The following is a 23,310-nucleotide window of genomic DNA, read 5'->3' on the forward strand; positions in this document are numbered from 1 at the left end:
GGACGTGAACCGGTCACCCGTCAGCTGCATACCGTCGCCGGAGTCACCCGCAAACCGGATGATCACCCTGTCCAGCCGCCGCACCTCCTTCACCGACGGCGGACCGGAGTCCACGGGTGACGGAGCTGCTGCCCCGCTCGGCTGCTCGGCTCGTGCGGCCTGTTCGGCCGGGCTGCTGACCTGGCTGGTCACTGCTTCGGACCTCCCTCTGGCGGCGGCGCGCACACGGTGGTGCCCGACCGGCGTTCCCACGGCCATCGTACGTGGGTAAGGGCTGCCTACCTGGGATGGATCACAAGAAGAAGTGGAGGGAGAGGCTTCCGGTTGTCCCGGTATGGGCCGTTTTCAACAGGCCCGTGCGGGCCGCCTCGCCCGCCCGGCCGTTCTAGGTCTTTGGTGCTAGGTCTTCCGTCGCCCGACCCCCTCCCACCAGGGCCGCTGCCGCTGACTGATGCAGCGTCAGATGATCACGAGCGGAGGTAGGTCAGCACGGCCAGCACCCGCCGGTGATCCCCGTCACTAGGGGAAAGCCCAAGTTTCATGAAGATGTTGCTGACGTGCTTCTCGACCGCTCCGTCGCTCACCACCAGCTGCTTGGCGACGGCCGAATTCGTCCGTCCCTCGGCCATCAGCCCGAGCACCTCGCGTTCGCGCGGGGTGAGCCCCGCGAGCACGTCCTGCTTGCGGCTGCGGCCCAGCAGCTGGGCGACGACCTCGGGGTCCAGCGCGGTGCCGCCGCGCGCCACCCGGACCACCGCGTCCACGAACTCGCGGACCTCGGCCACCCGGTCCTTGAGCAGATAGCCCACGCCCGTGCTGCTGCCCGCGAGCAGCTCCGTGGCGTACTGCTCCTCCACGTACTGCGAGAGGACCAGCACTCCGAGGCCCGGGTGCTGCCGGCGCAGCTGCACCGCGGCCCGTACGCCTTCGTCCGTATGGGTGGGCGGCATGCGGACGTCCGCCACGACGACGTCCGGCAGCGCGCCCTCGTCGGCGAGCTCCCGGACGGCCTTGATCAGCGCCTCGCCGTCGCCGACGCCCGCCACGACGTCGTGGCCCCGGTCGGTCAGCAGCCGGGTCAGGCCCTCCCGGAGGAGCACCGAATCCTCGGCGATGACGATCCGTACCCTGTCCTCCACGACCTGTGGCTCCCCCGGTCCGGCAGCAAATGACGGACCTCAGCATGTCACGCGGCGGGGTGCCGGCGGGTCCTCCCCGCGGGAAGCCCCGGGGTGCCGGCGGGTCCTCCCCGCCGAAGCTCCGGTTGCCGGCCGCCGCGCGCTAGCCGCGCCAGGGCAGCTCCGCGGTCACCGTCGTCGGCCCGCCCTCCGGCGACCGGACCACCAGCAGGCCGTCCACCGAGCCCAGCCGCTCCGCGAGCCCGGCCAGCCCGCTGCCCCCGGCCGTGGACGCCCCGCCCCGGCCGTCGTCCCAGACCTGCAGCAGCAGCCGGTCGGCCGAACGCCACACGTCCACCCGCGCGCTCCGCGCTCCGCTGTGCTTGCTGATGTTCTGCAGGAGCTCGGAGACCGTGAAGTACGCGATGCCTTCGATCGCCGGCGCCGGCCGGGCCGGCAGGTCCACCTCGGCCTGCACCGGGACCGTGCAGCGGGCCGCCAGCGCGGACAGGGCCGGGCCGAGGCCCCGGTCGGTGAGGATCGCCGGGTGGATGCCGCGGGCCAGGTCGCGCAGCTCCTGCAGGGCGAGCTTCACTTCGCCGTGGGCCTCGTCGACCATGCGGGCCGCCGCCTCCGGGTCCTCCTCCAGCTTCTCCTTGGCCAGGCCGAGGTCCATGGCGAGCGCGACGAGGCGGGCCTGGGCGCCGTCGTGAAGGTCGCGCTCGATGCGGCGCAGGTCGGCGGCCGCGGTGTCCACGACCACGCCCCGGTCCTCCTCCAGCTCCCACACCCGCTCCGCGAGCCGCGAGGGGCCGAGCAGCCCGCTCACCAGCAGCCGGTCGACGTGCGCGAGGCCGCGGATCAGCCAGGGGGCGGCCAGGACGAGGAGCAGGCCGGCGGCGCACGTCACGCCGATCTCGAAGGGGTTGTCGACGTAGAGGCCGGCGCCGTGCTCGGAGTCGCCGATCTGCATGCCGGGCTGGCCCCACCACTCCGGGTACATCCACGAGTAGGCCGGGTAGAGGAACAGCAGCCAGCCGACGGACCACGTCGTCAGGGAGACCGTGAAGGCCGCGATCGCCCACGGCAGGTGCAGCAGCGCGTAGAGCATGTGCCGCCACGACACGCTGCTCTTGAGCAGCGCCCCGACCCACGGCATCAGCCCGCGCTTGCCGTTCCGCGCCCGTACGGGCTCGGGCTCGCTGATCTCCACCCTGAGCAGGGCCCGGGCGCGCGCCCGCTCGACGGCCCCCAGCGCCCGGACGCCGACGAGCCCCGCGGCCAGCACCGGCACGCCCACGAAGGTGATCAGCATGCCGATGCCGGCCGTCGTCATCGTCACCGCGAAGGAGAAGGTGAGGACCGCGATCGGCAGGCTGAGGAGGAGGTAGAGGAACTCGCGCCACGTGCGGCCCTCCAGGGGGGCGCGCAGCACGGCGGGCACGCGAGGGGACCGGCGTGCCTCCGCCCGGCCGTAGTCCATGGCCATGTCGTCGTCTTCTCCCGGGTCGCGATGGTGTCCGTGCTTCAAGGCTCGCGGAGGACGGGGGCGCGGACCATGGTGGGAGTCGGTGTCCCGGGGGTGGGGTTGTCCCTACCCGTGCAGTCCCCGGCAGCCCGCAGGTCTAGCCGGCGGCCCGCTCCCGCCACGGCAGCTCCGCCGTGACGACCGTCGGCCCGCCGGCCGGCGAGTCCACCGCGAACAGGCCGTCCACCGACCCCAGCCGCTCCGCGAGCCCGGCCAGCCCGCTGCCCGCGGCCGTCGAGGCGCCGCCGCGGCCGTCGTCGCGCACCTGGATCAGCAGCCGCCGGCCCTTGCGCCACAGCTCGACCTCGGCCGACCGCGCCCCGCTGTGCTTGCTGACGTTCTGCAGCAGCTCCGAGACCGTGAAGTACGCGATGCCCTCGATCGCCTCGGCGGGCCGCTCGTCCAGCTCGACCGAGACCGACACCGGTACGGTGCAGCGCGCCGCCACCGACGACAGGGCGGCATCCAGGCCGCGGTCCGTCAGCACCGCCGGGTGGATGCCGCGGGCCAGGTCGCGCAGCTCCTGCAGGGCGAGCTTCACCTCGCCGTGGGCCTCGTCGACCATCCGGGCCGCCGCCTCCGGGTCCTCCAGCACCTTCTCCTTGGCCAGGCCCAGCCCCATCGCGAGCGCGACGAGGCGGGCCTGGGCGCCGTCGTGGAGGTCGCGCTCGATGCGGCGCAGGTCGGCGGCCGCGGTGTCCACGACCACGCCGCGGTCCTGCTCCAGCTCGGCGATCCGCCGCTCCAGCTCGCTGGAGGGGCCGAGCAGGCCGCGCACCATGCCGCGGTCCAGGTTCGTCAGGCCGCGCGCGACGAGGCCGAGGAACGGCCAGCCGACGAAGAACAGGCACACGGCGAGGACGAAGGTGAGGACGCCCCAGGGCAGGCGGATGAAGCCGTAGAGGGTGGTGCGCCAGCCGACCGGGTCCTTCAGCGCCGTCCACATCCAGGGGAGGAACCCGTGGTTCCGCGGCTGCCGGGAGAGCGGGCTCGGCTCCTCCACGTGCAGTCCCAGCAGCGCCCGCGCCCGCCGTCGCTCGAACCGGCCCAGTGCCCGCGCGCCCGTCAGGCCGAGCGCCAGCAGCGGCAGGCCGATGACCGTGAGGGAGGTCAGGGCGCCGGCGTAGAGCCACGCCGACACGTAGACGAAGCCGGCGAGCGCCTCCGGCAGGTTGAGCAGGAGGTGCGCGAACTCCTTCCACGTCCGGGCGCCGAAGGCCAAGCGGGCAGGGGGGAGCCGGTCGCCGCCGTCGGCATCGCCCTCATGAGGGTCATTTACCCTGATGTCAGTACTTCTGATGTTTTCAGCGCTTCTCGACGTGCTGTGTGCGGCACTGCTGGCGGTCATACCCCTCAGCCTGCACGGCCGCGGCGGGCCTCCGCCATGGGGGCCGTGGGTGGGGAAGGGTGGGGTTAACCCCACCAGGGCCTAGACTCCCGTGCGTACAGAACGTCGAACACGCAGGACAGGGAGCGAGGGCGGACGTGCCGGAGGCGACCGTGCGCAGCAGTGCCGATGCCTATGCCGGTAGCGGTGTCCCCACCCGTGTGCCGCTGGCCGCGGACTACTTCCACGCCTATTCCGTGGTCGGGCTGCTCGCCGTGGTCGGCGTGCTCTTCGTCGCCGTGGCCTTCGGGGCCGGGCGGCTGCTGCGGCCCGTCGTGCCGACGCCCGAGAAGCTGCTGACGTACGAGTGCGGTGTCGACCCCGTCGGCGAGGGCTGGGCCCACACCCAGATCCGCTACTACGTCTACGCCTTCCTGTACGTGATCTTCGCCGTGGACTCGGTCTTCCTGTTCCCCTGGGCGACGGTGTTCGCCGCGCCGGGCTTCGGCGGGGCCACGCTCGTGGAGATGTTCGTCTTCCTCGGCTTCCTCGCCGTGGGCCTGTTGTACGCATGGAAGAAGGGCGTCCTGGAGTGGACGTGACACCGGTGGACCTCCCCGAGCCCCGCCGCCTGGGCCCGCTGGCCAGGCTGGCCCCGGAGCCGATGAAGGTCGTCCTGAACTGGGGGCGCCGCTACAGCCTGTGGGTCTTCAACTTCGGGCTCGCCTGCTGTGCGATCGAGTTCATCGCGGCGTCCATGGCGCGGCACGACTTCATCCGGCTCGGCGTCATCCCCTTCGCGCCGGGGCCGCGGCAGGCCGACCTCATGATCGTCTCCGGCACGGTGACGGACAAGATGGCGCCGGCCGTGAAGCGGCTCTACGAGCAGATGCCCGAGCCGAAGTACGTGATCTCCTTCGGCGCCTGCTCGAACTGCGGCGGCCCCTACTGGGACTCGTACGCCGTCACCAAGGGCGTCGACCAGATCATTCCCGTGGACGTGTACGTGCCCGGCTGCCCGCCGCGGCCGGAGGCGCTGCTCCAGGGGATCCTGAAGCTGCAGGAGAAGATCGCGCGGGAGTCGCTGGGCGAGCGGTACGGCTCCGCCGGGGGCGCGGGGGCGTCCGCGGCGGCCCTGCGGAGCGGGCTCGTGACGCCGCCGCCCCCGCCCGCGGGGGCTTCCGAGGAGACGGACCGATGACGGAATCCGCACCCGGCTGGCTGCCGGGTGACCCCGCCGGACTGTTCGGCGAAGGCGCGACGGCCGAGGAGACGTACGACCTGCTGACGGTCGACGTCCCGGCCGAGCGGTGGATCAGTGCGCTCGAAACCGCCCGGGACCGGCTGGGCTGCACCTTCTTCGACTGGCTGAGCGCCGTGGACGAGCCCGGCACGGGCTTCCGCGTCTGCGCGCACGTGGTCGCGCTGCCGGGTGCCCTGCCGGGCGGGGGAGCGGGCACGCGCCGGCTGCTGCTGCGCACGACGGTGCCGCACGAGGCGCCGTCGCTGCCCACCGCCGTCGGCGTGTACGCGGGCGCCGCCTGGCACGAGCGCGAGACCCACGAAATGTTCGGCATCGACTTCCCGGGCCACCCGCACCTGGCCCCGCTCCTCCTCCCGGACGCCTTCGAGGGCCACCCCCTGCGGAAGGACTTCGTCCTGGCGGCGCGGGTCGCCAAGGCGTGGCCGGGCGCGAAGGAACCGGGCGAGTCGGCGGACGGCGGCCCCAAGCGGCGCCAGATGCTGCCCCCGGGCGTCCCCGACCCCAACGAATGGGGCCCCCTCAAGGGCCAGCTCCCTCCCGCCCCGTCCCGCCCGGCCCGCACCCCCCGCGCTGCGGGCGACCGCCCGGTCCGCCGCACCCGCACGACGACGGAGGGCTCGGCCACCCAGGCGGAGGCCGCGGCTCCGGCTCGCCGTACGCGGAGCGCGAGCGAGGGCTCGGCGAGCCAGGCGGATGGCGCTGCCGCGCCGGCTCGTCGTACCCGCAGTGCGTCGGACGGCTCGGCTAGCCAGGTGGAGGGTGCTGCCCGCAGCACGAGCGAGGGCTCGACCGGCCAGCCGGAGGGTGCTGCCGCGCCGGCTCGGCGTACGCGTAGTGCGGCGGACGGCTCGGCCAGCCAGGCGGAGGGTGCTGCCGCGCCGGCCCGTCGTACCCGCAGCGCGGCGGACGGTTCCGCCAGCCAGGTGGAAGACGCCGACGCCCCGGCCCGCCGTTCCGATGGCGCAGCCGACGGCTTGGCCGGCCCGCAGCAGGGTGAGGCCGCGCCGCGCCCTGCCCGCCGCCCCGCCGCCGGCTCGCCCGACGCCCCCTGGCACCACGCCCGCCCGGCCTTCGAAGAAGAGCCGCCCCAGGAAGCCACTCCCGAGCCGCAGCCTTCTCCCCGCCGCGACGGCGCTCAGCCCGAGCGACGCAGCCCGGCGGTGCCGGAGTCACCTTCCGAGGAGGCCAGCACGCCGGAAGCGGCAGTCGCTCCTGAGCCGCAGCCTTCTCCCCGCCGCGACGGCGCTCAGCCCGAGCGGCGCAGCCCGGCGGTGCCGGAGTCACCGTCAGTGCAGGCAGCCGGCACGCCGGAGTCACCCTCCGAGGAGGCATCCGAGACCCCGGAGTCACCCTCCGAGGAGGCATCCGAGACCCCGGAGTCACCCTCCGACGAAGCCCCCGGCGCAGCCGAAGACGCAGCCGGACGCGCAGGCCGGAACGGCGACCCCCAGAACGACACCAACCCCGCCGGAGGCGACCCCGCATGAGTGGCACTCTCGACGTCCTCCTGCGCCTCCTCGCCGTCTTCGTCGTCTTCCTCGTGCTGCCCCTCGTCGTCGGCCAGACCGAGCACAAGGTCATGGCCCACATGCAGGGCCGCCTCGGCCCCATGTACGCCGGCGGTTTCCACGGCTGGGCGCAGCTCGTCGCGGACGGCGTGAAGTTCGCGCAGAAGGAGGACGTCGTTCCCGCGGGCGCGGACCGGCGGATCTTCCAGCTGGCACCGGCCGTCGCCCTCCTCCCGTACCTCCTCGTGCTGATCGCGATCCCGGTCGGACCGGGCAACGCGGTCGGCCAGGTCGTCGACGCGGGCATCTTCTTCGTCCTCGCCGTGATGGGCGTCGGCGTCCTCGGCTCGCTGATGGCCGGCTGGGCGTCCGCCAACAAGTTCTCACTGCTCGGCGGCCTGCGGACGGCCGCGCAGCTGATGGCGTACGAGCTGCCGATGGTGCTCGCCGCGGCGAGCGTGGCCATGGCGGCGGGCACGGTCTCGCTGCCGGGGATCGTGGACGCCTTCCACTGGTGGTGGGTGCCCTGGCAGATCGTGGGCGCGGTGGTCTTCTTCGTCGCCGGCCTGGCCGAGCTGCAGCGGCCCCCGTTCGACATGCCGGTCGCCGACTCCGAGATCATCTTCGGCGCGTACACCGAGTACACGGGCCTGCGCTTCGCCCTGTTCCTGCTGTCCGAGTACGCCGGCATCGTCGTGCTGTGCGGCCTGACCACGGTCCTGTTCCTCGGCGGCTGGCACGGCCCGTTCGGCGCCGACGGCCTCGGCTGGCTGTGGACGCTGCTCAAGACGGCCGTCCTCGCCTTCGTCGTGATCTGGCTGCGGGTCACCTACCCGCGCCTGCGCGAGGACCAGCTGCAGAAGCTGGCCTGGACCGCCCTCATTCCCCTCGCCCTGGCGCAGATCGCGCTGACGGGCGTCGTCAAGGTGGTGACCCAGTAATGGGCATTCCCGGCTCCGGCCTCGCCAAGGGCCTGGCCGTCACGCTCCGCACGATGACGCGCCGCGCGCACACCGCGCAGTACCCCGACGTACAGCCCGAGCTCCCGCCCCGCACCCGCGGCGTCATCGGCCTGTTCGAGGAGAACTGCACGGTCTGCATGCTGTGCGCCCGCGAGTGCCCGGACTGGTGCATCTACATCGACTCCCACAAGGAGACGGTGCCGCCGGCCGCCCCGGGCGGCCGCGAGCGCAGCCGCAACGTCCTCGACCGCTTCGCGATCGACTTCTCGCTCTGCATGTACTGCGGCATCTGCATCGAGGTGTGCCCCTTCGACGCCCTGTTCTGGTCGCCGGAGTTCGAGTACGCCGAGACCGACATCCAGGACCTCGTCCACGAGCGCGACAAGCTCCGCGAGTGGATGTGGACCGTGCCGGAGCCGCCCGCGCTCGACCCGGCGGCCGAGGAGCCGAAGGAGATCGCGGCGGCCCGCAAGGCGGCGGAGAAGACGGCGGAGAAACTCAGGGCCCAGCAGGAGGGAGAGGCATGACCGGCACCGGCACCACCGTGCTCGCCGCACAGGCGCACGGCTTCCTCTCGCCCACCGGCGTCGAGATCGTCTTCCTCCTCGTCGGCCTCGCCACCCTCGGCGCGGCCGTCGTGACCGTCACCACCAAGCAGCTGGTGCACGCCGCGCTGTGGCTGGTCGTCGCCCTCGGCGGGCTCGCCGTGGAGTACCTGCTGCTGACGGCGGAGTTCATCGCCTGGGTGCAGGTCCTGATCTACGTCGGCTCCGTGGTCGTCCTCCTCCTCTTCGGGCTCATGCTCACCAGGGCCCCCATCGGCCGCTCCCCGGACGCCGACTCCGGCAACCGCCGGGCCGCCCTCGGAGTCGCCCTGGCAGCGGCCGCCGCCCTCGTGTGGGTGGTCGCCGACGCCTTCCGCACGACCTGGATCGGCCTGGACGGCGACGCCCCCCAGGGCACGACGAAGGTCTCCGGAGAGGTCCTCTTCCGGCACTGGGTGCTGCCCTTCGAGGCGCTGTCCGTGCTGCTGCTCGCCGCACTCGTCGGCGCGATCGTCCTCTCCCGCAAGAAGGACAAGGAGGAGAAGCGCTGATGCACCTCGTCTACCCGGCCGTCCTCGCCGCCCTCCTCTTCTGCACCGGCCTGTACGGCGTGCTGGCCCGGCGCAACGCGATCCTGGTCCTGATGTCCGTCGAGCTGATGCTCAACGCCGTCAACCTCAACCTGGTCGCCTTCGACGTCTGGCTGCGCGACGCCCTGCACGCCGGCCAGGCCCTCACCCTCTTCACCATCGCCATCGCCGCCGCCGAGATCGGCATCGGCCTGGCGATCGTGCTGCAGGTGCACCGCAACCGCGGCACCGCCGACGTCGACCGCCTGCGCGACCTGCGCGACGACGCCCCCGACGACACCGGACCCGAGACCGACCGCCCGGACCGCGAGGAGAAGGCCGAGGCCGCCGCGTGAGCACCACGACCACCGCCGTTCTCGTCCCCCTGCTGCCGTTCCTCGGCGCCTTCGCGGGCATCCTGACCGGCCGCCGCGCGCCCGGCTTCGTACGGCCCCTGGCCGTCCTGCCGACGCTCGCCGCGGCCGTGCTCGCCGCCGTCGTCGCCTGGCAGCAGGGCGGCGGGGACGCGCTCGACGCCGCCACCCGGCTCACCCCGACCGGCTCCGTGCCGGTCGACCTCGCCCTGCACCTCGACGGCTTCGCCGTCCTCGTCGCCCTCCTCGTCGGCGTCGTCGCCACCTGCGTCCAGCTCTACTCGACCGCCTACCTGCGCGACGACCCCCGCTACCCCTCCTACGCCGCCCTCGTCTCCCTCTTCACCGCCGCCATGCTGCTCGTCGTCTACTCCGGCGACCTGATGGTGCTGCTGGTCGGCTGGGAGATCATGGGCATCTGCTCGTACTTCCTGGTCGGCCACTACTGGGAGACCGAGGCCGCGCGCACCGCGTCCCTCAAGGCCTTCCTGGTCACCAAGCTCGGCGACGTGCCCTTCCTGATCGGCATCCTCGCGCTGGCCGCCGACGCCGGGACCTTCCGGATCAACGGCATCCTCACCGCCGTCGCCGCCGGGGACATCGACCACCCCACGCTCATCGCGCTGCTGCTCCTGGCGGGCGTCGCCGGCAAGTCCGCGCAGTTCCCGCTGCACACGTGGCTGCCCGACGCGATGGCCGGCCCCACGCCGGTCTCGGCGCTGATCCACGCCGCGACGATGGTCGCGGCCGGCGTCTACTTCATCGCCCGGCTCCTCCCCCTCTTCACGGCCTCCGCGGCCGCGCTCGTCGTCCTCGCCGTGATGGCCGCCGTCACCATGGTGGGCTCGGCCCTCGCGGCGCTCGCCCAGGACGACATCAAGCGCGTCCTGGCCTACTCGACCGTCGGCCAGCTCGGCTACATGACCGGCGCCCTCGCCGTCGGCAACCGCAGCGCCGCCGTCTTCCACCTGATCTCGCACGGCGCCTTCAAGGCCCTCCTCTTCCTCGGGGCAGGCGTGATCATCCACGCCGCCGGCACGAACTCGCTGGCCGCCATGGCCCGCATGCGCGGCCTCGCCGGACGCATCCCCGACGCGTACTGGACGATGACCGTCGCCCTCCTCGCCCTCGCCGCGATCCCCCCGTTCAGCGGCTTCTTCTCCAAGGAAGCCGTCCTCGGCGCGGCCGAACACGCCGCCTCCGGCGACGCCGAGGGCATCCCCGGCGCAGCGGGCTGGCTCGTGCTCGCCGCGGGGCTCCTCACCGCCCTCCTCACCGCCGCCTACGCCACCCGCCTGTGGCTGATGGCGTTCCGCGGCAGCGGCGCCGAGGCCCCCGACCACGGCAAGCAGCCCGCCGCCATGAACACCGTCCTGTGGGTGCTCTCCGTGCCGACCATCGCGCTCGGCCTGGCCGCCTGGAAGCTCCCCGGCTGGTTCGACGGCGACTCCCTGACGCCGGCGCTCACCACCTCCGTCCTCTCCACCGGCTGTGCCCTCGCCGGCGCGATCGTCATGTACGCCGCCTGGCGCCGCACCGCCGTGCTCGCCGCCCGCACCCCCCTCGGCGCCGTCGCCGCCGACCCGGACGCGGCCCCGTACGTCTCCGAGGAGGAGACCATCGCCAGCCACGAGGCCGCCTACGGCGACATCGCGGCGGCACCCGACCCGGCCGACCCCGGCCGCATCCTCCTCGGCCCCCTGCACCGCCACGCCGCCGCCGGCTTCCACCTGGACGCCGTCTACGCGGCCCTGTTCGTCCGGCCCACGCGCGCGGCCGCCCGCCTCGCCCGCTTCCTCGACCGCGAGGTCGTCGAGACCTACGTGAGCGGCGCCGCCACCGCACCCCGCCTGCTGGGGGCGGCCGTCCGCCGCGCCCAGACCGGAAACGTGCAGACGTATCTCAGCGCCCTGCTCGCAGGCGCCGTCGTCCTGGCCGTAGCCGCCGTGCTCGTAGCCAACGGAGCCTGACCGTGAGTCACACCGTCCTGCAGTACCTCCTCGCTGCGATCGTCGTCCTCCCCCTCGCCGGAGCCGTCGCCGCCCTGCTCCCGGCCCCGCCCGGGCTCAAGGGCAAGAGCCCCGGTCAGGCCGTGCTGCGCCACGGCGTCACCGTCACCGGCGCCGTCCTCGCGCTGAGCATCGCCCTCGCGGCGGGCTTCGACCACGACAGCCCGGCCCGCATGCAGGCGACCACCGACATCAGCTGGATCCCGGCCCTGAACATCCGGATCCACCTGGGCGTGGACGGCGTCTCGCTCCCCCTCCTCGTGCTGACCGCGCTGCTGACCTTCCTCTGCGCGCTCTACAGCTACTTCAAAACGCCCACAGGCCCGTCCCCCAGGGCATTCGTCGCGCTGCTCCTCGTCCTCGAGTCCGGCACCCTCGCGACCTTCGCCGTCCTCGACCTGATGCTGTTCTTCCTGGCCTTCGAGATGGTGCTCATCCCGATGTACTTCCTCATCGCCCGCTGGGGCGGCGAGGGCAGGGAGCGCGCGGCCTGGCGCTTCATCCTCTACACGCTGCTCGGCTCCGTCGTGATGCTGCTCGGCCTCCTCCTGGTCGGGATCAAGGGCGGCACGTTCGACATGGTGGCACTCGCCACTGACAACGGGTCGTCGCTCGGCCACACCACCCAGCTCATCGCCGTCCTCGCCATCGGCACCGGACTGGCCGTCAAGGCCCCCATGTGGCCGCTGCACAGCTGGCTGCCCGACGCCCACACCGCCGCCCCGACCGTCGGCTCGGTGCTCCTCGCGGGCGTGCTGCTGAAGATGGGCACGTACGGGTTCGTCCGCATCGTCCTGCCCATCGCCCCGGACGGCGCGCACGCCTTCGCGCCCTACCTCGCCGCCTTCGCGGCCGCCGGCATCATCTACGGCTCGCTGGTCTGCCTGGCGCTCGCCCGCAGGGGCGCGAAGGGGGACCTCAAGCGCCTCATCGCGTACTCCTCCGTCGGCCACATGGGCTTCGTCCTGCTCGGCATCGCGACGCTCACCCCCACCGGGCTCAACGGCGCCCTCTTCGCCAACATCGCCCACGGCCTCATCACCGGCCTCCTCTTCTTCCTCGTCGGCGCGGTCAAGGACCGCTACGGCACCAGCGACCTGGACGCCCTCTCCGGCCGCACCGGCGCCGCCCTCTACGGCAAGGCCCCCCGCCTCGGCGGCCTCCTCGCCTTCGGCGCGATCGCCTCCCTCGGCCTGCCCGGCCTCGCCGGCTTCTGGGGCGAGATGCTCGCGATGTTCGGCGCCTTCCGGCCCGCGGACGGGCTCAGCCGCCCGGCCTTCCTGACGTTCATGGCCCTGGCCGGCCTCGGCACGCTCCTGACGGCCGCCTACATGCTCGTCGTCGTCCGCCGCGTCTGCATGGGCGGCAACGGGGGCAGCACCCGGCCGCAGACCACCGGCACAGCTGACGGTGCCGCCGAGCCCGCCGGGTCCGCCGGGTCCGTCGTGCCCGCCGACGTCCGGTCCTACGAGTTCGCCGCCTGGACCCCGCTCGTCGCCCTCACCGTCCTCGCCGGACTCTGGCCCGCGGCCCTCCTCGGCCTCACCGACCCGGCCGTTCAGCAGCTCCTCCGAGGAGGCAAGTGATGGGCTCCCTGATCCAGTCCGTCGACTGGCTCGCCATCGCACCGCCCACCGTCACCGCCGTCGTGGCGCTGGCCGTCCTGGTCGCCGACCTCTTCCTGCCCGAGGACCGCAAGCCGCTCCTCGGGGGGATCTCCGTCGCCGGCCTGCTGCTCGCGGGCGTCTCCCTGCTGCCGCTCCTCGACGGTGACCGGTCCACCTTCTGCCTCACGGGCGTCTCCGGCCGCCACGCGTGCAGCTACACCGCCGACCACTTCACCCTCGTCATCCAGTTCCTCGTGCTCGGCGGCGCCCTCCTGACGGCCCTGCTGTCCATGAGCGCCGTCCGCGACCAGCGACTCCCCGAAGGGGAGTTCTGGTTCCTGCTGCTGTCCTCCGCGGCCGGCGCCGCCCTGCTGCCCGCCTCCCGGGACCTCGCGACCCTCGTCGTCGCCCTCGAAGTGGCCTCCCTGCCGGCCTTCGCCCTCGTCGGCCTGCGCCGTGGCGAACGCCGCTCCTCCGAGGCGGCCCTGAAGTTCTTCCTGTCCTCGGTCACCGCGACCGCCGTCACCCTCATGGGCGTCAGCTTCGTCTACGCGGCCACCGGCACGCTGCACCTCACCGAGGTCGCGGAGAAGCTCGGCCACGTCGACCCGCGGCTCGACACCCTGGCCCAGGCCGGCGTCGCCCTCACCCTCGTCGGCTTCGCCTTCAAGACCGCGGCCGTCCCCTTCCACTTCTGGGTGCCCGACACCTACGTGGGAGCGCCGCTGCCCGTCGCCGCCTACCTGTCGGTGATCGGCAAGGCCGTCGGCTTCACCGGCCTCATCCTGGTGACGGTCGTCGCCTTCCCGTCGTACGCCGACGTGTGGGCACCGGCCCTCGCCGTCCTCGCCGCGCTGACCATGACCGCGGGCAACGTCGCCGCGCTGCGGCAGCGCCCGGAGCGCGCCCACAGCGCCGTGCGCCTCCTGGCCTGGTCCTCCGTCGGCCAGGCGGGCTACCTGCTGGTGCCCGTCGCCGCCGCCGGCTACGCCGACGACCCCGCGCACGCCATCGGCTCCACCGTCGCGTACGCGCTGATGTACGCCGCCGTGAACCTCGGCGCGTTCGCCGTCGCCGCCCTGGTGGCCCGCACGAGCCCCGCCAACCGCATCACCGACTACCGCGGCCTCTACGCCCGCCGGCCGCTCGCCGCGCTCGCCCTGGGCTTCTTCCTGCTCTGCCTGGCCGGCCTGCCGCCCGGCATCATCGGCCTCTTCGCGAAGGTCACGGTCTTCACCGCGGCCGTCGACGCGGGGCTGGGCTGGCTGGCGGTCGTCATGGCCCTCAACGTCGTGATCGCGCTGTACTACTACCTGCAGTGGACGGCGGTCCTCTTCCGCCCGGCGGAGGAGACGGAGGCCGCGGAAGCGGCTCCGGTACGCGTCCCCCTGCCGCTGGGCGCGGCCATCGCCCTGGCCGCGGTGGCCGGCATCGCCCTGTCCGGCGCCCCCCAACTGGTCCTCCGCTTCGCCGCAAGCACGCTCCTCTAAAAAACGATCCGCCGCCGCGGCGCGTAACCCCCACGCCGAGGGTCCGGCGGAATGCGTACGGCCCGGGACTGGCCGCCGGGGACCGACGGAGCGCGTGCGCCCGCGCGTGCCTGCCTCCCCGCCCGGAGGGCGCCCCGCCCCCGCCGGGCGGGGGGAACCCGGGGCGTTCGTCTGGCGTTGACCGGTCAGGAAGGTTCCACTGGAGGCTCCACCCGCGCGTGGACGCACGACAGCGCAAAGGGTTCCCCTGCCGCACCACTTGGAGGGCGTACCGTGCACCGCCGGCACAACGGGCTCAGGACCGCAGTCCTCCTCGGAGGACTGTCCGCACTCATCATCGTCATCGGCAGCCTCTTCGGCCGTACGGGCCTGATCGTCGCCGTCCTCGTGGCGCTGGGCACCAACGCCTACGCCTACTGGAACAGCGACAAGCTGGCCCTCCGGGCCATGCGCGCCCGCCCGGTCAGCGAGTTCGAGGCCCCCCGGCTCTACCGCATGGTCCGCGAGCTCTCCACGGCCGCCCGCCAGCCCATGCCCCGGCTGTACATCTCGCCGACCGACGCCCCCAACGCCTTCGCGACCGGCCGCAACCCCCGCAACGCCGCCGTGTGCTGCACGGACGGCATCCTGCGCCTCCTCGACGAGCGCGAGCTCCGCGGCGTCATCGGCCACGAGCTCAGCCACGTCTACAACCGCGACATCCTCATCTCCTCGGTCGCGGGCGCCCTCGCCTCGGTGGTGATGTTCCTCGTCAACTTCGCCTGGCTGATCCCCTTCGGCAGATCGGACGACGACGAGGGCCCGGGCATCGTCGGCATGATCATGATCATGCTGCTGGGCCCGGTCGCGGCGTCCCTCATCCAGCTCGCCGTCAGCCGCTCCCGCGAGTACGAGGCCGACGCCTCCGGCGCCCGCCTCACGGGCGATCCCCTGGCCCTGGCCTCGGCCCTCCGCAAGCTCGAAGCCGGCACGCAGGCCCTGCCCCTGCCCCCCGAGCCGCGCCTGGAGACCGCGAGCCACATGATGATCGCGAACCCGTTCCGCGCGGGCGAGGGCATGGCCAAGCTGTTCTCCACGCACCCGCCGATGGGCGAGCGCATCGCCCGCCTGGAGCGGATGGCGGGCCACGGGAGCCGCTAGCGCGCCCCTCGGCCGGCGGGTGAGTCGCCGCCGGTGGGCGAGTCGCCGATGGGCTTGCCGTCGTACGTCCCTCCCAGGCACACCATCACGGGCTCGTAGTCGTCCCCGATCGTCACGTCGATCGTCCCGCCCCCGCTCAGGCACTGCGTCAGGGGCACCTGCGCGGACGGAGGCTGCGGGTCGGCCGCCCGGGCGACCCCCGCGCCGAGCGTTCCGGCGAGCACCACGGCGGAAACCGCGGCGCCGAGCGTATGTCGTGTACGGATGCGCATGGAGGGCTCCTCACGCTCGTGCGTGTCCCCCGGACGGCGGACACGGCGGTACGCCCACGATGACGGCGGAGCCGGTCCCCGGCACGTGGCATTAGGCCATCCGGGGAGCCGGTGCCCCGGCCGTCCGCCCGTCCGGCCGGAGGAGCGTGCCTCAGAGGAGCGTGCCCAGGGGGCCGAGGTCGAGGTTGAGGTCGTCCAGCGTCAGCCCGTACTGCTCGCAGAGTTCCGCCATGCGGTCGTGCAGGAGCATCAGGGTGAGGCCGAGCCTCTCCTCCTGCTCCTCGGTGAGGTCCCCCTCGTCGACGCGGTGGAGCGCCTGCCGCTCCATGAGCTGGCGCAGGAGCTCGACGATGGTCAGCACCAGGCGGACGAGGTCCCGCTCGACCGTGTCGGGGTCGGCGTGCAGCCGTTCGGCGGCGGTGCGGCGGCGGTCCGTGCCGAGCGGGGGAGGGAGCTCCCCGGGATGGGCCGGGACCACCGACAGGGCGGACGCCGCCGCCCGGGCGACCTCCCGCAGGCGGTCGGGCCGGGGCGGCTCACCACGGCCCGGCACGGCGGTCACCGCCCTCCGCCGGCGCGTCCCCCTGCGCCGCCACAACCCCCCACTGCCCTTCGGCCTGCTCGCGGATGGCCACCACCACGGCGCGCAGCGATATGCGTACCAAGTCGATGTCGGCGATCGACAGGACGAGATCGCCGGTGAGGACGACACCCCCGCTGAGCAGGCGGTCCAGGAGGTCGATCAGGGCCGCCTGCTGCTGGGCCAGGGGGCGGTCCTCGTCCGCGTAAGGGGTCACGGGGGTGCTCCCTCCCGCGCCCCGGCACCGGCGCCGGCGTCCGTGTCGGCAAAGCCGGCGAAGGAGTAGGGGGCCCAGGGACCCGTGATGTCCACGCGGACGCCGGGGGAGTCCTCGGCGGCCCGGTGGACGCGGCGGCGGAACTCCTCGGCCAGGCCGTGGGGGACGAGGTAGGCGTCGTTGGCGACGTTCTCGCCGGACGCCTCGGCCAGGCGGCCCTGCTGCGGCCGGTGGCGGGCGTGTCCGGCGGCCAGGCCGCCGGCCCCGGCGTCGATCCGGCGGACCACGTCCTCCGCCAGCCGCCAGGCGTCCCGCCGCGTTTGGTGCTGATGGCGGCGTTGCCGCAGGTAGGCGCGGCCCGCGTCGGGCGCGTCCGGCGGTGCGGCGGCCGGCGGGGGCGGCGCGGCGGCCGCGTCCACGTAGACCTTCACGCCCCATTCGGCGTGCCCGGCCAGCCGGGCGAGCGAGGCGGCGAACACCGGGTGCCCCTCGTGCAGCATCTCCGCGACGCGCCTGTCGTCGAGGTACACCGTGGCGAGACGGAGCGGCAGGACGGTCGTGCGGACGGCGAGGGACTCGACGACCAGGTGGTGCGCCCGGGCCGTCGGCTCCAGCCAGTCGAGGTCCTCCAGATGCGCCTTGAGCGCCGCCTGGGAGAAGTCGGCCTCCGGGACGTGGCTGACGGCCGCCGCCACCTCGCCCGAGCGGACCAGGGTGACGGGGCTGCCCGCCACGCCGCGAATGTCCGCCAGCGCGGTGCGCTCGAGCTCCGGGAAGAACGTCACCACGGCGTAGGCGTAACTGAGGAAGCCGGCCATCGCTCCTCCCTCTCGGTCACTCGTCACTCGCCTCTCGGCGTCTCGTCAGCCGCGGTCGTCGTCCTCCCGGTCCTCGTCCTCCCCGGGCCGCCGCCGTGCGCGGGCGGACTCGGCGCCACGGGCCCGTGCTGCCGGGCGCGGGCGTTCCGTCTCGCGGGAGCGCGCCGGGGCGCGGGACCTCTCGGCCGCGGGGCGCCGCGGACGGGCGGCGTCGTCCGCCCGGCCTTCCCCGCCTTCCCGGCCTTCGGGCAGGCTCCGCGGCGAGGACCCGGCGGCGGACTGCTGCCGCAACGACCTCACCTCGGCCCGCAGACGCTCGTTCTCCGCTTCGAGCTCGTGCTTCTCGCCGGCCCGGGACGACAGGGCGGGGTCGTGCTCCCACCAGTCGATGCCGATCTCCTTCGCCTTGTCCACGGAGGCCACCAGCAGCCGGAGTTTGATGGTGAGCAACTCGATGTCGAGCAGATTGATCTTGATGTCGCCGACGATGACGATGCCCTTGTCCAGCACGCGCTCCAGGATGTCGGCGAGGTTCGCGCTACTGCCCTGCTGCCCGTACGGGGAGAGGGGGCGTCCCTGGCCGGCGGAAGGGAGAACGGGTTCGGTCACGGCGGGGTCGACCTCCTCGGCCTCGGGTCATCTCGGGTGATCGCGCGGGGCGGGGTCACCTCCTGGAGCGGCGGGGCTCCTCGCTCTCCGGTTCCTCGTCCTCCGGTTCCTCGTCCCCGGGCTCCTCGTCCTCCCAGGCGTTGTCCTCGGCGTAGCGGGCGTCCTCGGCGTCCTCGGCATCTTCGTTCTCGTACCGCTCCTCGTCCTCGGCCTCGTCGCGGGCAGCGCGCCCGCGCCGCCCCTCGCCGCCCCGGTCCTCCTCCTCGTACGGGCCCTCACCGGAGTCCTCGGCGTCCTCGTACTCCTCGTACGCGTCCTCGCCGGGCCGCTCCTCCTCGTCCTCGTCCCGCCCGCGCTCGCCGGCGTCCTCCGCCCCGGCCTCGTCGTCCGGCTCGCCGACCACCTCGCCGTCGCGGACCTCGCCGCGCCAGCCGCCCGTGGCCTCGCCGCGGATGGTCAGGAACGAGCGGTAGAGCTTCAGGTCGAGCCGGGCGCGGCGCCCCTGGGCGCGCAGCAGCGCACCGGTCTTCTCGACCAGCCCCTGGGGGAAGTACTCCATCACCAGCAGCACCTTGGTCAGGTTCTCGCCGAGCGGATGGAAGGTGACCACGCCCTTGGTGGTTCCCTTGGCGCCCTCGGAGACCCACGCGATGCGTTCGTCGGGCACCATCTCGGTCACCCGGCCCTGCCAGTGGCGGCTCGCCTTGGCGATCTTCACGTGCCACTGGGACGTCGTGTCGTCCTCCCGCTCCACGTTCACCACGCTCTTGGCGAACCGGCCGAAGTCCTGGAACTGCGTCCACTGGTCGTAGGCCTCGCGCACCGGGACGCCGACGTCCACGTCCTCGACCACCGTCAGGCTCCGGCCGCCGGAAGGCCCGCCCGACCGCTTCTCCTCGCGCCGCTTGCCGGAGACCTCCTTGACCTTCTCCCACACCGCGTCCTTGGCGTGGGAGGCGACCGCCGAGAGCACGGCCGCGCTGGGCGAGGCCCCCGCCTTCAGCCGCTGACCGCCGTGCGCGAGGGCGCCGGCCAGTTCGTGCGGACCCAGGTGGGCCTCGCCGAGCCGGGTCGCCGCCTCCTCCATCCGGTGCACCATCTCTTCCAGCACGTGTTCGAGCCGAGCCTCGACGTAGGCCTCGGCCTCCTCCACCAGCCGGTTCGCGCCCGGATTGCCCTGCACCCGCTCCCGCAGGCCGCCGGCCGCCCCGGTCGCGCGCTCCGCCGCCCTCCGCTCAGCCATCGTCCGACCTCCTCGTCCTGTGGGCGCCGCCGGAGGAACGGCCACGAGCCGTGCTGTGCGTGTCCTTCTCGTGCGTGTCCTCCTCGTGCGTCTCCTTGCGCTTCCCGGACCCGCCGGACCGGGCCGTGCGGTGCGCGGCATCCGCGGTCCCGCCGCCGGAGTGCGCAGCGGACCCGTGCCCGGAGCCACGTGCCGCCGGAGCCTTCTTCGCGGTCTTCCCGGCCTTCTCCGCCGCCTTCTCCGCCCCCTTCTCCACCTCCCGCAGACCGGTGGTCCGCTCGTGCAGGGAGTCGGCCAGGTGCTCGGCCTTGGCCGTGAGCACCGACGTCGCCGCCGCCTTTCCCGCGGTCAGCAGCTCCTTGCGGACCTGCTCGTTGAGGTTGCCGAGGAACGGGGACTGGGCGAGGGTCTTGCCGAGCTGCCCGGGTCTGACGCGGGAGCCGGCCAGCAGCGTGCCGAGTCCGATCGCGAGCTTCGCCTTCTTGGTGCGCCCCAGCACGTACCCACCGAGCACAGCCGCGCCCATCTTGGCGTTGTTCATCGTCTCCGCCTTCCCATCAGAGGCCGTGCGGGGGTTGTTGCTGCCGGGTCGCCATCAGCTGCTCCAGCAAGGCGTCCTCCCGCCGCTTGAACTCCTCTTCATCGATGCGGCCCTCCTCGCGCGCCCGCTCCAGGGAGGCCAGTTCCTCCTGGAGGGCCGTGGGATCGTCGAGTTCCTGCTCCGCCGCCAGACGGATCTTGTCCACCACCCATCCGACGCCCCTGACCGGAGCGAGCGGCAGGCCCAGGAGCCCGGTGACCAGTCCCACGGCTGCTCCTCCCGGAACGCTCAGGCGAAGCTGTACGGAGGCAGGGGGCCGCGCACGCGCAGCTCGGCCACCTCGCCGTACCGCTCGGCGAGTTCGGTACCCGTTCGCACGAACTCCTCGCTCTTCTCGTCGTCGACGAGGAACGAGGCGTTCAGGAAGTACTGCTGCGAGGGCGGCGAGAGCTTCTCGGAACGGGCGAGCGGGCGCAGCGCCTCGGCGATCTCGGCCGCCAGGGACTCCTGCCGCGCCTGGACCTCCTGGGCGACGAGCTGACCGAGTGCCAGCCGGTCCTCGTACGAGCCGCCGCCGGAGCGCGTGGCCTCGTTGAGCCTGCGGGCCTCTTCCGAGCCCGCCAGGACGTCCCGCAGCAGCGCCTCCTCGTTCTGGACGGCCTTGACGTTGAACTCCACCCGCCCGGACAGCTCGTCGAGGGCACGGGTGAACTCCTCGCCCCGCTCCCGCAGCACCGCGTGCACGGATTCCTCGTCCGGAGCGACGAAGCCGAAGCTCAGCGGCAGCGTGCTGCCCCCGGACCAGAGGTGCCCCTGGACGGTGTGGTGGGCCTCCAGGTCGCGCCGGCCCGCCGTGAGGTCTTCGGGGACGTCGCTGACCACCGCGCGCAAGGGGCCGTCACCGATGGCGCGGAGCTCGGCGGGCGGGTCGCCGACGCCGCGTACGTCGTCGAAGCGCAAGGGGTGGGACTCCGAGGTGATGGCGTAGACGTACACCGGCATCGCTCATTCCTCCCTCGCCCGTGACGAGCGGCGGGGCCTGCGCTCCGCCTCCCCGCGGTGGGACGCCTCGCGGCCGGAGGGGGCCCGCTCGCGTTCCTCTTCCTCGTCCTCGTCGCGGCCCTTGTGCAGGGAGTCGGTGATGGCCTCGACCGCGCCTGTCAGCGCGCCCTTGCTCTTGCTCTTGGCGCCCCCTTCGACGGCGCCCTGCACCATGTCGGGAAGCTGGGCCGGAGCCTTGCGGCCGGACTCCAGGTCGAGCCGGTTGCACGCCTCCGCGAAGCGGAGGTAGGTGTCGACGCTGGCCACGACGATGCGGGCGTCCACCTTGAGGATTTCGATCCCCACGAGGGAGACGCGGGCGAAGACGTCGATCACCAGGCCGCGGTCCAGGACCAGGTCCAGCACGTCGTAGAGGTTTCCCGACCGGCCGCCGCCCCCGGTGGGCAGGGCACCGCCCTGCGGAGTAACGGTCACGATGCCTTCCCTTCGCGACGCCACGTCGGTCACGTCATCACGTCATCGCATCGTCACGTCGTCACGTCGTCACGGAGACTTCCGGCGCCGCACGTCGCGGCGGCTTCGCGCCGGAGCCGGCGCGCCGGACGCGCGCAGTGCCGAAGGGGAGGGGGTCGGGGGCCGCCGCTAGCGGTCGCGATCGTCCCTGTCCGTCTGCGCGCGGGTGTAGCGGCGCCCCCGTTCGTACGCCAGGAGCCGGCCGGCCTGGTCGAGCACGACGTCGTAGCTGGCCATCACGCTGGTCGTTTCGGGGATCCGCTCCACTTCCACCACCTCGACCCGAGCCTCCCAGCCTTCCTCGGTGGGCTTCAGCGAGGAGACGGACTCCGGCTGCCGCCCGAGCAGCTCCGACAGCTGCTCGACCGCGCTGCGCATCGCCTCCGTGGCAGCCAGGCGTTCTTCCCGGGCTGCGTGCTTGCGAGGGGCTTCGGCGGTCTCCGGCTCACGGTCGTTCGTGATCTTCACCTTCTCATGCTGTCAGTCACAAGTATCCCTCCCGCTCCCTTGACATAAAAGGCGTATATAAGGATTTATGGGGTTGGGCAGGAAACCGGGCCGCGGGCCCGGCCTCCGCCCCACCCGTGGAAGTGAGTCCCATGGAAATCTCGGGCATCCTCAGCGCGCTGGTGATCGGCTTCCTCATCGGCCTGCTCGGCCGGCTGGTCCTTCCCGGACGCCAGCACGTCCCCCTGTGGCTGATGATCCTCATCGGCATCGCGGCGGCGCTCGCCGGCACCGCGATCGCGCACGCACTGCACGTCTCGGTCACGAGTGGCCTCGACTGGATCGAGTGGCTGATCCAGATCGCCCTGGCGGCGATCGGCGTGGGGGCCGTGGACAGGGCGAGAGCGCACCACCATTGACGGCGGCGCCGGGCCCGGAACCACCGTCACCTTCTGTGGCAGACCTCCCGGGCATGGCAACCGTCGGTAGCCGTCCGGCGTCCCAGTCGCTAGAGGGCGGGACGAATGGGAGGCTGTTTTTTATGAAGTTCATCCTGAACATCATCTGGTTGGTGCTCTGTGGCTTCTGGATGGCAATCGGCTATGTGGTGGCAGGACTGATCTGTTTCGTCTTGATCGTGACCATCCCCTTCGGCATCGCCTCGATGCGCATCGCGAGCTACGCCCTGTGGCCGTTCGGCCGGACGGCGGTGGAGCGCCGCGACGCCGGAGCGGGCTCGCTCGTCGGCAACGTCATCTGGTTCGTCTTCGCCGGATGGTGGCTGGCCCTCGGTCACATCGTCACGGGCGTCGCGCTCTGCCTCACGATCATCGGAATCCCGCTGGGCATCGCGAACTTCAAGCTGATCCCGGTCTCGCTCTTCCCGCTCGGCCGCGAGATCGTCCCCACGGACCAGGCGTTCGCCGGCCGCTGGTGACGCCCGCCGCCGATGCCCGCTGCTGACGGCGGCCGGCGGTGATGACGGCCCAACACGCCGAAGGGGCGGCGCGCTTGTGCGCACCGCCCCTTCGGTCCTGCCGCGTCTCCCGCCGGGATTACCGGTAGTTGACGAACTGGATCGCGAAATCCAGGTCCTTGCCCTTGAGGAGGGCCTGGACGGCCTGGAGGTCGTCGCGGCTCTTCGAGCTGACGCGCAGCTCGTCGCCCTGGACCTGCGCCTTGACGCCCTTCGGGCCCTCATCGCGAATGATCTTGGCGACCTTCTTCGCGTTCTCCTGCGAGATCCCCTCCTCGATCGAGGCGAAGATCTTGTACTCCTTGCCGGAGGCCTGCGGCTCGCCCGCGTCGAGGGACTTCAGCGAGATGCCGCGCTTGACCAGCTTGGTCTCGAAGATGTCGAGGACGGCCTTGACCCGCTCCTCGGCATTGGCGCGCATCTCGATCTTGTCGCCGGACCATGCGATCGAGGCGCCGACGCCCTTGAAGTCGTAGCGCTGGGAGATCTCCTTGGCGGCCTGGTTGAGGGCGTTGTCGACCTCCTGCCGCTCGACCTTCGAGACGATGTCGAAACTGGAGTCGGCCATATTGAGTTGGCTCCTCGTACGTAGATCCATCGGGGTGTGCGGCCCGGGATCGCCGCCGGCCGGGGACCGGTGGCGGACCGCCC

Annotated in this window: 29 protein-coding genes; 13 read left to right on the plus strand and 16 right to left on the minus strand. The window is 72.8% G+C overall.

Annotated elements, in window-relative coordinates; genetic code table 11:
• The 4 genes from ACFZCD_RS32600 to ACFZCD_RS32615 all read right to left on the minus strand — a co-directional run.
• Nucleotides 1–192 (minus strand): hypothetical protein (locus ACFZCD_RS32600; protein ID WP_391836675.1); only part of this gene is annotated, 192 nt, incomplete at its 3' end.
• A 275-nt stretch (nt 193–467) separates the two neighbouring features.
• Nucleotides 468–1,139, minus strand: coding sequence for a response regulator (locus tag ACFZCD_RS32605; RefSeq protein ID WP_391836676.1), 672 nt, complete (start codon nt 1,137–1,139; stop codon nt 468–470).
• Nucleotides 1,140–1,281: 142 nt separating this feature from the next.
• Nucleotides 1,282–2,607, minus strand: a complete 1,326-nt coding sequence (locus tag ACFZCD_RS32610; RefSeq protein ID WP_391836677.1) for a sensor histidine kinase — start codon at nt 2,605–2,607, stop codon at nt 1,282–1,284.
• A 136-nt stretch (nt 2,608–2,743) separates the two neighbouring features.
• Nucleotides 2,744–3,994, minus strand: a complete 1,251-nt coding sequence (locus ACFZCD_RS32615) for a sensor histidine kinase (RefSeq protein ID WP_391836678.1) — start codon at nt 3,992–3,994, stop codon at nt 2,744–2,746.
• A gap of 152 nt (nt 3,995–4,146) precedes the next feature.
• On the opposite strand from ACFZCD_RS32615, the gene ACFZCD_RS32620 reads away from it, so the two are divergent.
• The 11 genes from ACFZCD_RS32620 (at nt 4,147) to htpX (ending at nt 15,441) form a co-directional block, all read left to right on the plus strand.
• Nucleotides 4,147–4,575 (plus strand): NADH-quinone oxidoreductase subunit A, encoded by a 429-nt coding sequence (locus tag ACFZCD_RS32620; protein ID WP_391836707.1) that lies wholly within the window; start codon nt 4,147–4,149, stop codon nt 4,573–4,575.
• Nucleotides 4,545–5,174 (plus strand): NADH-quinone oxidoreductase subunit NuoB, encoded by a 630-nt coding sequence (gene nuoB, locus ACFZCD_RS32625; RefSeq protein WP_391836679.1) that lies wholly within the window; start codon nt 4,545–4,547, stop codon nt 5,172–5,174. The genes ACFZCD_RS32620 and nuoB overlap by 31 nt, the downstream gene beginning before the upstream one ends.
• Complete coding sequence (locus tag ACFZCD_RS32630) at nt 5,171–6,724, plus strand: NADH-quinone oxidoreductase subunit C (protein ID WP_391836680.1); 1,554 nt, start codon at nt 5,171–5,173, stop codon at nt 6,722–6,724. Before nuoB ends, ACFZCD_RS32630 begins: the two co-directional genes overlap by 4 nt.
• Nucleotides 6,721–7,686 (plus strand): NADH-quinone oxidoreductase subunit H, encoded by a 966-nt coding sequence (locus tag ACFZCD_RS32635; protein ID WP_391836681.1) that lies wholly within the window; start codon nt 6,721–6,723, stop codon nt 7,684–7,686. The genes ACFZCD_RS32630 and ACFZCD_RS32635 overlap by 4 nt, the downstream gene beginning before the upstream one ends.
• The gene (locus ACFZCD_RS32640) at nt 7,686–8,234 is read left to right on the plus strand and encodes a NuoI/complex I 23 kDa subunit family protein (protein WP_391836682.1); all 549 of its coding nucleotides are present in this window, start codon (nt 7,686–7,688) and stop codon (nt 8,232–8,234) included. Before ACFZCD_RS32635 ends, ACFZCD_RS32640 begins: the two co-directional genes overlap by 1 nt.
• Nucleotides 8,231–8,803 carry an NADH-quinone oxidoreductase subunit J gene (locus ACFZCD_RS32645; protein ID WP_391836683.1) on the plus strand — a complete coding sequence of 191 codons (573 nt, stop codon included), beginning with the start codon at nt 8,231–8,233 and terminating at the stop codon, nt 8,801–8,803. The genes ACFZCD_RS32640 and ACFZCD_RS32645 overlap by 4 nt, the downstream gene beginning before the upstream one ends.
• Nucleotides 8,803–9,177 (plus strand): NADH-quinone oxidoreductase subunit NuoK, encoded by a 375-nt coding sequence (nuoK, locus tag ACFZCD_RS32650; protein WP_391836684.1) that lies wholly within the window; start codon nt 8,803–8,805, stop codon nt 9,175–9,177. The genes ACFZCD_RS32645 and nuoK overlap by 1 nt, the downstream gene beginning before the upstream one ends.
• On the plus strand, nt 9,174–11,165 hold the full coding sequence (locus tag ACFZCD_RS32655; protein ID WP_391836685.1) for an NADH-quinone oxidoreductase subunit L: 1,992 nt from the start codon (nt 9,174–9,176) through the stop codon (nt 11,163–11,165). Before nuoK ends, ACFZCD_RS32655 begins: the two co-directional genes overlap by 4 nt.
• A gap of 2 nt (nt 11,166–11,167) precedes the next feature.
• A complete protein-coding gene (locus ACFZCD_RS32660) occupies nt 11,168–12,790 on the plus strand; it encodes a NuoM family protein (RefSeq protein WP_391836686.1) in 1,623 nt (540 codons plus the stop codon).
• A complete protein-coding gene (locus ACFZCD_RS32665) occupies nt 12,790–14,301 on the plus strand; it encodes an NADH-quinone oxidoreductase subunit N (protein WP_391836687.1) in 1,512 nt (503 codons plus the stop codon). Before ACFZCD_RS32660 ends, ACFZCD_RS32665 begins: the two co-directional genes overlap by 1 nt.
• Nucleotides 14,302–14,574: 273 nt before the next feature.
• On the plus strand, nt 14,575–15,441 hold the full coding sequence (htpX, locus tag ACFZCD_RS32670; protein ID WP_391836688.1) for a zinc metalloprotease HtpX: 867 nt from the start codon (nt 14,575–14,577) through the stop codon (nt 15,439–15,441).
• On the opposite strand, the gene ACFZCD_RS32675 is transcribed toward htpX, so the two are convergent.
• The 11 genes from ACFZCD_RS32675 to gvpO all read right to left on the minus strand — a co-directional run bounded on the left by ACFZCD_RS32675 (nt 15,438) and on the right by gvpO (nt 21,698).
• The gene (locus ACFZCD_RS32675) at nt 15,438–15,713 is read right to left on the minus strand and encodes a hypothetical protein (protein WP_391836689.1); all 276 of its coding nucleotides are present in this window, start codon (nt 15,711–15,713) and stop codon (nt 15,438–15,440) included. The genes htpX and ACFZCD_RS32675 overlap by 4 nt on opposite strands.
• A gap of 151 nt (nt 15,714–15,864) precedes the next feature.
• Entirely contained in the window at nt 15,865–16,275 is a 411-nt protein-coding gene (locus ACFZCD_RS32680) for a gas vesicle protein K (protein WP_391836690.1), read from the minus strand.
• Nucleotides 16,250–16,510, minus strand: a complete 261-nt coding sequence (locus tag ACFZCD_RS32685) for a gas vesicle protein (RefSeq protein WP_391836691.1) — start codon at nt 16,508–16,510, stop codon at nt 16,250–16,252. The genes ACFZCD_RS32680 and ACFZCD_RS32685 overlap by 26 nt, the downstream gene beginning before the upstream one ends.
• On the minus strand, nt 16,507–17,328 hold the full coding sequence (locus ACFZCD_RS32690; RefSeq protein ID WP_391836692.1) for a GvpL/GvpF family gas vesicle protein: 822 nt from the start codon (nt 17,326–17,328) through the stop codon (nt 16,507–16,509). Before ACFZCD_RS32690 ends, ACFZCD_RS32685 begins: the two co-directional genes overlap by 4 nt.
• A 45-nt stretch (nt 17,329–17,373) precedes the next feature.
• Nucleotides 17,374–17,937: a gas vesicle protein GvpJ gene (gene gvpJ / locus ACFZCD_RS32695; protein ID WP_391836693.1), complete on the minus strand. Its 564-nt coding sequence runs from the start codon at nt 17,935–17,937 to the stop codon at nt 17,374–17,376.
• A gap of 55 nt (nt 17,938–17,992) precedes the next feature.
• Nucleotides 17,993–19,180: an SRPBCC family protein gene (locus ACFZCD_RS32700; protein ID WP_391836694.1), complete on the minus strand. Its 1,188-nt coding sequence runs from the start codon at nt 19,178–19,180 to the stop codon at nt 17,993–17,995.
• Nucleotides 19,173–19,721 (minus strand): ABC transporter substrate-binding protein, encoded by a 549-nt coding sequence (locus ACFZCD_RS32705; protein WP_391836695.1) that lies wholly within the window; start codon nt 19,719–19,721, stop codon nt 19,173–19,175. The genes ACFZCD_RS32700 and ACFZCD_RS32705 overlap by 8 nt, the downstream gene beginning before the upstream one ends.
• 16 nt (nt 19,722–19,737) lie before the next feature.
• Entirely contained in the window at nt 19,738–19,989 is a 252-nt protein-coding gene (locus tag ACFZCD_RS32710; RefSeq protein WP_391836696.1) for a gas vesicle protein GvpG, read from the minus strand.
• 20 nt (nt 19,990–20,009) lie between these two features.
• Nucleotides 20,010–20,723 (minus strand): GvpL/GvpF family gas vesicle protein, encoded by a 714-nt coding sequence (locus ACFZCD_RS32715; protein WP_391836697.1) that lies wholly within the window; start codon nt 20,721–20,723, stop codon nt 20,010–20,012.
• Nucleotides 20,724–20,726: 3 nt separating this feature from the next.
• The gene (locus ACFZCD_RS32720; protein ID WP_391836698.1) at nt 20,727–21,197 is read right to left on the minus strand and encodes a gas vesicle structural protein GvpA; all 471 of its coding nucleotides are present in this window, start codon (nt 21,195–21,197) and stop codon (nt 20,727–20,729) included.
• 168 nt (nt 21,198–21,365) lie between these two features.
• Nucleotides 21,366–21,698, minus strand: a complete 333-nt coding sequence (gene gvpO, locus ACFZCD_RS32725) for a gas vesicle protein GvpO (RefSeq protein WP_391836708.1) — start codon at nt 21,696–21,698, stop codon at nt 21,366–21,368.
• Between the two features lie 137 nt (nt 21,699–21,835).
• Between gvpO and ACFZCD_RS32730 the strand changes: the two genes are divergently transcribed.
• Nucleotides 21,836–22,102 carry a GlsB/YeaQ/YmgE family stress response membrane protein gene (locus ACFZCD_RS32730; RefSeq protein ID WP_391836699.1) on the plus strand — a complete coding sequence of 89 codons (267 nt, stop codon included), beginning with the start codon at nt 21,836–21,838 and terminating at the stop codon, nt 22,100–22,102.
• A 122-nt stretch (nt 22,103–22,224) separates the two neighbouring features.
• Nucleotides 22,225–22,620 (plus strand): YccF domain-containing protein, encoded by a 396-nt coding sequence (locus tag ACFZCD_RS32735; protein ID WP_391836700.1) that lies wholly within the window; start codon nt 22,225–22,227, stop codon nt 22,618–22,620.
• A 118-nt stretch (nt 22,621–22,738) separates the two neighbouring features.
• Here ACFZCD_RS32735 and ACFZCD_RS32740 read toward each other — a convergent pair whose 3' ends face one another.
• Complete coding sequence (locus ACFZCD_RS32740) at nt 22,739–23,227, minus strand: YajQ family cyclic di-GMP-binding protein (protein ID WP_058046849.1); 489 nt, start codon at nt 23,225–23,227, stop codon at nt 22,739–22,741.
• Nucleotides 23,228–23,310 lie beyond the last annotated feature (83 nt).

Origin of the sequence: Streptomyces sp. NPDC008001 (genome assembly GCF_042958085.1) — a bacterium.
Taxonomy (GTDB): domain Bacteria; phylum Actinomycetota; class Actinomycetes; order Streptomycetales; family Streptomycetaceae; genus Streptomyces.

What these genes read in the sequence shown, in the direction of transcription:
- ACFZCD_RS32610 (WP_391836677.1), bottom strand. Translation starts at nt 2,607, where the DNA reads ATGGCCATGGACTACGGCCGGGCGGAGGCACGCCGGTCCCCTCGCGTG.
- ACFZCD_RS32615 (WP_391836678.1), bottom strand. Translation starts at nt 3,994, where the DNA reads ATGACCGCCAGCAGTGCCGCACACAGCACGTCGAGAAGCGCTGAAAAC.
- nuoB (WP_391836679.1), top strand. Translation starts at nt 4,545, where the DNA reads ATGGAAGAAGGGCGTCCTGGAGTGGACGTGACACCGGTGGACCTCCCC.
- ACFZCD_RS32630 (WP_391836680.1), top strand. Translation starts at nt 5,171, where the DNA reads ATGACGGAATCCGCACCCGGCTGGCTGCCGGGTGACCCCGCCGGACTG.
- ACFZCD_RS32635 (WP_391836681.1), top strand. Translation starts at nt 6,721, where the DNA reads ATGAGTGGCACTCTCGACGTCCTCCTGCGCCTCCTCGCCGTCTTCGTC.
- ACFZCD_RS32640 (WP_391836682.1), top strand. Translation starts at nt 7,686, where the DNA reads ATGGGCATTCCCGGCTCCGGCCTCGCCAAGGGCCTGGCCGTCACGCTC.
- ACFZCD_RS32645 (WP_391836683.1), top strand. Translation starts at nt 8,231, where the DNA reads ATGACCGGCACCGGCACCACCGTGCTCGCCGCACAGGCGCACGGCTTC.
- nuoK (WP_391836684.1), top strand. Translation starts at nt 8,803, where the DNA reads ATGCACCTCGTCTACCCGGCCGTCCTCGCCGCCCTCCTCTTCTGCACC.
- ACFZCD_RS32665 (WP_391836687.1), top strand. Translation starts at nt 12,790, where the DNA reads ATGGGCTCCCTGATCCAGTCCGTCGACTGGCTCGCCATCGCACCGCCC.
- ACFZCD_RS32675 (WP_391836689.1), bottom strand. Translation starts at nt 15,713, where the DNA reads ATGCGCATCCGTACACGACATACGCTCGGCGCCGCGGTTTCCGCCGTG.
- ACFZCD_RS32690 (WP_391836692.1), bottom strand. Translation starts at nt 17,328, where the DNA reads ATGGCCGGCTTCCTCAGTTACGCCTACGCCGTGGTGACGTTCTTCCCG.
- ACFZCD_RS32700 (WP_391836694.1), bottom strand. Translation starts at nt 19,180, where the DNA reads ATGGCTGAGCGGAGGGCGGCGGAGCGCGCGACCGGGGCGGCCGGCGGC.
- ACFZCD_RS32705 (WP_391836695.1), bottom strand. Translation starts at nt 19,721, where the DNA reads ATGAACAACGCCAAGATGGGCGCGGCTGTGCTCGGTGGGTACGTGCTG.
- ACFZCD_RS32715 (WP_391836697.1), bottom strand. Translation starts at nt 20,723, where the DNA reads ATGCCGGTGTACGTCTACGCCATCACCTCGGAGTCCCACCCCTTGCGC.
- ACFZCD_RS32730 (WP_391836699.1), top strand. Translation starts at nt 21,836, where the DNA reads ATGGAAATCTCGGGCATCCTCAGCGCGCTGGTGATCGGCTTCCTCATC.
- ACFZCD_RS32735 (WP_391836700.1), top strand. Translation starts at nt 22,225, where the DNA reads ATGAAGTTCATCCTGAACATCATCTGGTTGGTGCTCTGTGGCTTCTGG.
- ACFZCD_RS32740 (WP_058046849.1), bottom strand. Translation starts at nt 23,227, where the DNA reads ATGGCCGACTCCAGTTTCGACATCGTCTCGAAGGTCGAGCGGCAGGAG.